Annotated in this window: 8 protein-coding genes and 1 pseudogene; 4 read left to right on the top strand and 5 right to left on the bottom strand. The window is 37.8% G+C overall.

Translation table 11 applies throughout. The features are described from left to right. Positions 1-30 precede the first annotated feature (30 nt). The 4 genes and pseudogenes from DW083_RS17070 to DW083_RS17055 all read right to left on the bottom strand — a co-directional run bounded on the left by DW083_RS17070 (position 31) and on the right by DW083_RS17055 (position 3579). Positions 31-375: a DUF3244 domain-containing protein gene (locus DW083_RS17070; protein WP_122333207.1), complete on the bottom strand. Its 345-nt coding sequence runs from the start codon at positions 373-375 to the stop codon at positions 31-33. Positions 376-543: 168 nt separating this feature from the next. Beyond that, positions 544-1038 (bottom strand): hypothetical protein, encoded by a 495-nt coding sequence (locus tag DW083_RS17065; protein WP_122333206.1) that lies wholly within the window; start codon positions 1036-1038, stop codon positions 544-546. A gap of 232 nt (positions 1039-1270) precedes the next feature. Then, positions 1271-2305: a lipopolysaccharide assembly protein LapB gene (locus tag DW083_RS17060; RefSeq protein ID WP_122333205.1), complete on the bottom strand. Its 1035-nt coding sequence runs from the start codon at positions 2303-2305 to the stop codon at positions 1271-1273. 147 nt (positions 2306-2452) lie between these two features. Continuing rightward, positions 2453-3579, bottom strand: a pseudogene (locus DW083_RS17055) (YhcG family protein). A gap of 169 nt (positions 3580-3748) precedes the next feature. On the opposite strand from DW083_RS17055, the gene DW083_RS22315 reads away from it, so the two are divergent. Then, positions 3749-3907 (top strand): hypothetical protein, encoded by a 159-nt coding sequence (locus DW083_RS22315; RefSeq protein ID WP_199659188.1) that lies wholly within the window; start codon positions 3749-3751, stop codon positions 3905-3907. Positions 3908-4063: 156 nt separating this feature from the next. Here DW083_RS22315 and DW083_RS17045 read toward each other — a convergent pair whose 3' ends face one another. Further along, positions 4064-4495: an META domain-containing protein gene (locus DW083_RS17045; RefSeq protein WP_158582129.1), complete on the bottom strand. Its 432-nt coding sequence runs from the start codon at positions 4493-4495 to the stop codon at positions 4064-4066. Positions 4496-5434: 939 nt separating this feature from the next. Between DW083_RS17045 and DW083_RS17040 the strand changes: the two genes are divergently transcribed. The 3 genes from DW083_RS17040 to smpB are packed head-to-tail and all read left to right on the top strand — an operon-like array spanning position 5435 to position 7270. After that, positions 5435-6196, top strand: coding sequence for a hypothetical protein (locus tag DW083_RS17040; protein ID WP_115499568.1), 762 nt, complete (start codon positions 5435-5437; stop codon positions 6194-6196). A 33-nt stretch (positions 6197-6229) separates the two neighbouring features. Next, complete coding sequence (locus tag DW083_RS17035; RefSeq protein ID WP_115499536.1) at positions 6230-6796, top strand: YIP1 family protein; 567 nt, start codon at positions 6230-6232, stop codon at positions 6794-6796. A gap of 12 nt (positions 6797-6808) precedes the next feature. Beyond that, on the top strand, positions 6809-7270 hold the full coding sequence (smpB, locus tag DW083_RS17030) for an SsrA-binding protein SmpB (RefSeq protein ID WP_115499537.1): 462 nt from the start codon (positions 6809-6811) through the stop codon (positions 7268-7270). Positions 7271-7275 lie beyond the last annotated feature (5 nt).

Raw genomic sequence — 7275 nt, 5'->3', positions numbered from 1 at the left:
TATATATATGCTACTTTCTAAGCTAAAAGCTTATTGTATAATCGTTTTTATCAAAATTGGAATTGTATAATCGTTTTTATCAAAATTGGATATGTCTATTGATATATGTGATTCATTTGAATTAACCACTTCTTCATAAATTAGAATCCCGTTTTGATCATAAATAGATATTAGAATTTCGTTTGAAATCAACCAGAAATCTATTTCTATGTTTTTTTCTTCTAAATAAGCAGAGATAGGTCTGTCAGGGTTAACAGATCTGACAATCTTTCCAGTGTTTTGTCTTACTGCTGATAATTTAATAGGTGAACTTGAGTGTGCCCAGGTTAATGAAGTCCCAATGAGCAACATTGCTAATACTAATGAATGTTTCATGATTTAATAATTAAATGTTAATAGCACAAAGGTATGCCATAAATGTCAGAGGTTTGATTATTTGGCCTTGGTATTTGATTCTGTGAAATTGATATATGTAAATGTTAAATCGTTGATAATTAGGCATAGTTTGTTTTAGTAATTGTCTGAAAGTGATATTTGGGGATTTTATGGTTGTATCAGTATTTTTTCTCTAAGAAATGATGCAATATCAGAACCTGCTTGCATATTAAGTTTTTTACGAATTTCCGTTTTTCGTTTGTGTACAGTGTTTATACTTTGTTCCATTAAGAAAGAAATTTCGGCTGTATTTAGGTCAATGAGGAGCAAACAGCAAAGTTGAATGTCTTTTTCTACTAATATAGGGTATTTAGTTTGTAGGGTTTTAACAAAATCTTTATACAATATATCAAATATTGGATACAATTCTTCCCAATTTAATTGAAAAGGGCGCTGCTCTCCATATATTACTTCATTGAATTTCGAGAGAAATGTTTGGCTTTTTTCTGGATTTTGTGCGTGCATAAGAGCAATTTTTGTTGATAGGTCTAATTGTTTTAGCAGTAAATCTTTTAGTAGTTGTTCTTTTTCTTTTTCATTGAGTTTATCAATGTCTTTAGAAATTGTTTTATGTTTATTGTTTTTTTCTATCAGGCATTGCATTGTATTTAGCTTTTCCTCTGCTTCGTAAAGTCTGTTCTTTTTTGTTCTTTATCTTTTTGTTGTAAGTTGTAATATATGAGTAATAGTGAAAATGATAATATTAGGATTATGAAAGTTGTTATTTTTCTTTCGTATATGAGTAATAGTGAAAATGATAATATTAGGATTATGAAAGTTGTTATTTTTCTTTCGTGTTTTAATTTTTGATTGTTCTCATTGATTTTTTATGTAATTATACTTTTTGTTCTATTTCTGCTAAGGAAGTTTCTCTTTCCTCTTTGTAGATTGAGTCTAAATAATTTGTATATGTTTTATAATATATAAGTGATGAAGCGTAATCCCTTCGTGATTCATCTAAATTGCTTAATGTCTCATAATAAATTGCTTTATTATAAACGTCTTTTGATGCTAGAATATTACTTTCTATTTGTTTTAGGACAAACAAGGCTGAATCTACTTTTTCCATTCCGAGATAAATGTCTGCCAAAATTATATGTTGAGAAAGTATAATACTGTCAGCGTGTAGACTTATTGATTTCTCTATGTACTTTTTTGATTTTTCATACTGCTGATCCTCAAGTAAAAATACACTAAGGTCATTTGATATATTTGCTATTTGTCCCGTGTCGTTTTGTTCGGAAGCTATCGTATATGCTTTTTCTAAATAATATAGTGCACTGTCTAATTGATTCTTTTGCCCAAATATATATCCTACTGATCCTAAAAAAATACTCTCGAATTTTTTCTCTTTAGTTTGTAAACAGTTGTTTAATGCTTGTTTATATGTTGTTATAGCTTTATCGAACATAAATTGTCTGGCATGATATTCAGCCAAATAGTAGTTTGACATACTGCCTAAATGATGGTTTGATGTCATTTTTGCATAGTCGCTAGCTTCTATGTAATATTTATATGCCTCTTGTTCTTTATTGGCATCTTGGAATACACGGCCTGCATAATAATACGCCCACCCTTTGTCCGGAATGTTCGTTTTATCTTGATAATAATTTAAAACATTCATAATCATTGAAGTGTCTTCTCCTAAATTTAGATAGCATTTATCTTTTGCTTTTATATAGATTAACCCATGTGTGGCAATGTTTTCTGGTGAAACTAGAGAGCTCTTTTTTATATTCTCTAGTAAACAGAATGCGCTATCTGGTCTACAGTCTACTAAACGGTTGATTTCATCTAATGACTGTTTAATATTAGGATGATTGCAAGCTAAAAAGGATATCATTATTAGTATTTTCCAATAGTATTTCATATAATTTCGGCCTTTGTATATTATATTTCAAATATAAATATATAAATGAGAGTGTTTGTACTTATTCTTGTTAATTAATGTGATTTTGTGGATGTCAGTAGACCTCTTTCGATCTTAGAGCATTAGCTACAAATTGCGCATTTGTTATTATTGTCGGATAGTTCTTAAAATCAAGTCTTTTAATTGTTGCTCGGTTGGAAGTTGTAACTGGTATTTAGAAACGAAAATCTGTTCGTCCAACCCAGCTGTGGTATATTGCACCAACGCATCGTTTTTGTCTGTTACTAATAGAATACCGATAGGCGGATTATCGTCCGGTTCCATGACTTCGGCTTTGTAGTAGTTTAGGTATGAATAGAGTTGCGATACATGGGCATGATTGAAAGTATCGACCTCAACTCACACAAAATATGACACTTTAAAATCCGGTGGTAGAAAACCATATCAATAAAATAAAATTCATCACCGATAAGGATTCTTTTTTGTCTGGCTTCAAAACAGAAGCCGTTTCCGAGTTCTATGATAAAGTCACGCAAATGGTCGAGCAGAAGTGTCTCGAGTTCCTTCTCTTTAAGCAATGAAGCCCGTTGCTTCGGTATGTTTAGGAACTCGAAAAAATAATCGTCTTTGACGGCATCGGTCACGTTTTGCGGATGTATTTTCTGTTGAATGGTGGCAAACGCATTTTCCATGTTACCGGATAACCCGACACGTTCGTAACTCAATGCCCCTATCTGACGCCTGAGTTCACGAACTGAAAGTCCGGTCTGGATAGTGAGCATTTCGTAATACATACGCTTGACGGGATTGTCAATCTTCGTCAGTTCGATAAAATGAGAGAAAGAAATTGAACTGATTAACTTTTCCGGACTAATACTACTCTCTCGCTTATAATCAGAGTTCTGTAATAAGTGCGACACTGTCGCACTTATTTGCATAGAGTCATTATTTCCGGATTGGTGCGACTGTGTCACACTTATTGGTGTTGCCAAATTATTAATGAGTGGGGCTAATGAAGGATAGACCAAATAAAACTTTCTTGACCATTTGAATAGGGTGTCATTTAGTCCGTTCTGATTTATTCTTTGTTCCAATTTTTTTAAAAGTTGTTCACCATATTGTGCACGATCTTCCCCGTTCTGCTCGAACTCTACGATATAAAAACCGATAAGCCAGTTGCGCACAGTTTGACATTGGTTTACGGCTTTGACCGCACGCTGTTGCAGTTGTTGGTGCGTGTTGGTTATGATAGTTGCTAATTGTTCAAAATTCATATTGTGCTATTTTATATGTCGGTATAAAATGTTTAGGTTAATGCTCGGTCACGGGAGAAGTCGGGGTCTCGCTGTGACCGATTGGCAAATATAGTGATTATTATCGGACAATTCATCGTGCCTGTCAGGTCTGCCTCTCTTTTTCTTCTGCTGCACCACATCCTCGTAGATGGTAGCTACCCGGCTGCGGCTGAAAAAGGTGGCAATGGAGCGGTTCGAACATTGGAGGCTGTTGAGGTTGCCGATGGACGAAGAAAGGCGCTCCACAAAAGTCATGACTTGGGGCGTTTCTAATATCTCTCAGTTCTCGATAGCAGAGTCTGAATAAGTATTTCTGAAATTTCAGGAATTTCTTATTTCGTAATAAATACAGGCATCGGATGGAAACCGGATAAATATCCGGATTCTGTTCGATGCTTTTTTTGAGCGTATGAAGATTTTCCTTTGGACGATTTTCTCGGCTAATAAATAAATTTTAGTGTTTTCATAATTTCTCTACTTCTTCTATTTGATACTGTAAATAACTATTATCGCCATAATACAACTTCAAATCATCGTCCGAAGAAATATAAGATATGATTTTACCAAACAATTTCATATACATTTTCTCGAATTCAATGACGTTAGGCTCCAGACTTCCAAGCTGGGTCATCGTATATTTGAATGATATTTTTCCGGATATGGGGTCTATGTCAAATGTTCCGTCTAACTGGTTTACTCCGACTAAACCACGAAATGTTCCGTCCTCTTCTAGAATCAAATATGCAGTCTTACAATTTCCGGGAGTTGCCACTTCTGCTCCATTTTCGACTATTGCGGTCAGTTGCCATTGTTGTTCTGTTTCTATCTGAGTTTGCTCTTCCGGATTATCCGAATCATCGCTGCAACCAAAGCATACAGCTAAACATAAGAACACGCAGACTCTTTTTATTAACTAAAACTTCTATTTACCATGATACTTTAATTATTCAGTTAAAATTATTCAACACACTTCTCTTGCTAAAAAGACAAGCCATCAGAATACAAATACAACAGCAAAAGCTAACAATACTTCAAATGTAAACATTTATTTGTGATAAAACAATAAATTTGCAAAAAGTTTAGGGTGTTGTTTATGTGAGATCAGATACCACCCCTATTTCCATGCCAGTGTATTAACTTTCAACTCTTAACTTCCAATTTTCAACTTTCCCGGGGGGGCTTATTGTATAAAACGTATTTTTTAGGCTAAAAAAAGGTCCGAAACAAAACAAATGTTAATCCGCTTTTCAGACGTCAAAAAGGGACTTTTTCCTCTTTTTTGAGCGTTTTTCGCAATTATGACCGTCCTCTTTGCCATTGCGACCGTGCTAATAGGCAGTGCGTTCGGCACCTCGCGAAGATTATGACGGTCGTAATGGAGATTATGACGGTCGTAATTGGAAAGAGGACCGTTTTCATGGTAAAAAAGCACTTGAATTTCCTTGAGATATTTGGAACGCCGTCTGTTTTATTTTCAAATATTCGATTCTCCGGGAGTTAAGCTTTATCACATTGTCGGTGTTTTTGGTTTTTGCCAATCAAATTGCACGCTTTTTAGGATGACCTCGGCAGCTCATTCCGTCCGGTGTCAGCCGGAATGGGTAAAACCATGAAAAGAGTCAATCCAAAATCGATCAAGATTTCGAATGAAATAGAAAAACGGTTGGAGAAGGGGGATATTGTATATTTTAACATATTTGAAACCACTCCCGGAACATCCGTATATACATGGATTTAATCTTTCCCAATTGTATGAGTAAGAAAATAATGCTACCTTTGTGCCTTCCCTCTGTGTGTGGAGGAAGATAACTTCGATTTCAAATTGTATATGGAAATGAGAAAGACTGTATTATATGGCGTGATAGCCCTTTGCCTGGTTGTGTTGAGCTCTTGTTTGGGAGACCCGGCGACGCAATTGACGATGGCGAATCAGACCGGGGTTGTGGCAACGAATGTGGGGACCGTGGGTAAGGTTATTTTCGTCAAAGGCGGGGATGTGATCTCTTCGGAAAACTTCCAGAATGCGAATGTGGAAGATGGAGAATGTATCCTGTTCGATTATTCGATCGATTACGGGCTGGCTGAAAATGCAGACGGCGGGGCGAATAAAGGCTATATGACTGCAACCATTTATGAGAATACACTTTCGGAAGTGAGCCAGTGGCAGCTGTTCAATACCTTGACAGACACCTCGAACGTCGAGAATGGTGAATTACTGCTTTCCACCCTTCAGCCACGTTCTTCCTATATCAAGGGAAATCTGTTTCTTTTTACGGAAATGAGCGGTCATAAGACGGCGCAGGAAGATAGTTTCGCCTTGTCTTATAATCCGGATCAGGTATTGAATGGCGATCAGGTCTATAGCTTGTATCTGCGCGCTATCAAGACGGCTGAAGGCGGCGAGGAGGATAACGGGCAATCGATGATTATCCCCTGTGCTTTCAATATTCAGGACTTTGTGAAGAAAGTGACAGGAGAAAATAATACCGATGAGGTGAAGTTCCGGGTTAATTATGCATCCGCATTCGGGAAAGACTCTGCTTCAATCGTCTGGAAATCATCCGATGTGTTTACGATAAACCCTTCAGGGAAATAACTTAATGACAAATAGCAAACGAACGTATTGAAGATGTATAAAGAGATATTTAAATTGGTAGTGGCCATCATCTCCCAGCCGGGAAAAGCTTGGGATATTCTGACGAAAAAGGAAGAAAAGGACGATGAGTTTTTATCCCGGTTTGTGTATCCCCTGATCGGAATCGTTACGGTGGCGGCTTTTCTTGGGGTGTTGTTCACCCGGAAAGAGTTTGACATCGAGCTGGCTCTGAAATCGTCAATCCGGACGCTGGTTGCCGCCTTCGGTGGTTTTTACCTGGCGTCGTATTTTCTGAACGAGCTTTGGCAAGGTTTTTTCAAACGCGAGAAAGACATGAAGCTGTGCCAGCGTTTCGTCGGCTATTCGTCTTCGCTGATGTTCGCGCTGAATATCGTGTTGATGTTGCTTCCGGAGTTTTTCTTTTTGCGGATATTTGTCTTATACACGTTCTATATCGTGTGGGAGGGTGCCGGCCCTTATATGCAGGTGGAAGAAAAAGACCGCCTGAAATTTGTCGGGGCTGCGACCAGTTTGATTTTGCTGACGCCCTGGCTGATCGAAGTCGTCCTGTCGATGCTGATGCCCGGTTTGCGTTTTTGATAAATAAATGAGATGAAAGAGAAGATTAGTAATAATATACAGATAAAGAATAAGCGGGCAACTTTCGATTATGAGTTGCTTGATACGTTTACGGCGGGCATTGTGCTGACCGGGACGGAGATCAAATCGATCCGCCTGGGCAAGGCGAGCCTGGTCGATACGTTCTGTATCATTGAGAAAGGCGAGCTGTGGGTGAAGAATATGTATGTGGCGGAATATTTCTACGGGACTTATAACAACCATTCGGCCCGCCGCGACCGCAAGCTGCTGCTGACGAAAAAGGAGTTGCGCAAGATCGAGGGGGCGGCCCGCAACAATGGCTTTACGATCATTCCGACCCGCCTTTTTATTAACGACAAAGGGCTGGCCAAAGTCGTGGTCGCAATCGCCAAAGGAAAGAAAGAATATGATAAACGCGACTCCATCAAAGAACGGGATGATCGCCGCGAGATGGACCGTGCATTCAAACGATAAAGACA

Source organism: Parabacteroides sp. AF48-14, assembly GCF_003477465.1.
In the GTDB taxonomy this organism is placed as follows: Bacteria; Bacteroidota; Bacteroidia; order Bacteroidales; family Tannerellaceae; genus Parabacteroides; species Parabacteroides acidifaciens.
The sequence above is the reverse complement of the archived record's forward strand: the minus strand, read 5'-3'. Positions and strand labels throughout refer to the sequence as shown.

Bases quoted from the DNA above. Each gene is read 5' to 3' on its own strand.
- DW083_RS17065 (WP_122333206.1), bottom strand. From the start codon at position 1,038: ATGCAATGCCTGATAGAAAAAAACAATAAACATAAAACAATTTCTAAA.
- DW083_RS17060 (WP_122333205.1), bottom strand. From the start codon at position 2,305: ATGAAATACTATTGGAAAATACTAATAATGATATCCTTTTTAGCTTGC.
- DW083_RS17040 (WP_115499568.1), top strand. From the start codon at position 5,435: ATGAGAAAGACTGTATTATATGGCGTGATAGCCCTTTGCCTGGTTGTG.
- DW083_RS17035 (WP_115499536.1), top strand. From the start codon at position 6,230: ATGTATAAAGAGATATTTAAATTGGTAGTGGCCATCATCTCCCAGCCG.
- smpB (WP_115499537.1), top strand. From the start codon at position 6,809: ATGAAAGAGAAGATTAGTAATAATATACAGATAAAGAATAAGCGGGCA.
- DW083_RS17070 (WP_122333207.1), bottom strand. From the start codon at position 375: ATGAAACATTCATTAGTATTAGCAATGTTGCTCATTGGGACTTCATTA.
- DW083_RS22315 (WP_199659188.1), top strand. From the start codon at position 3,749: ATGGTAGCTACCCGGCTGCGGCTGAAAAAGGTGGCAATGGAGCGGTTC.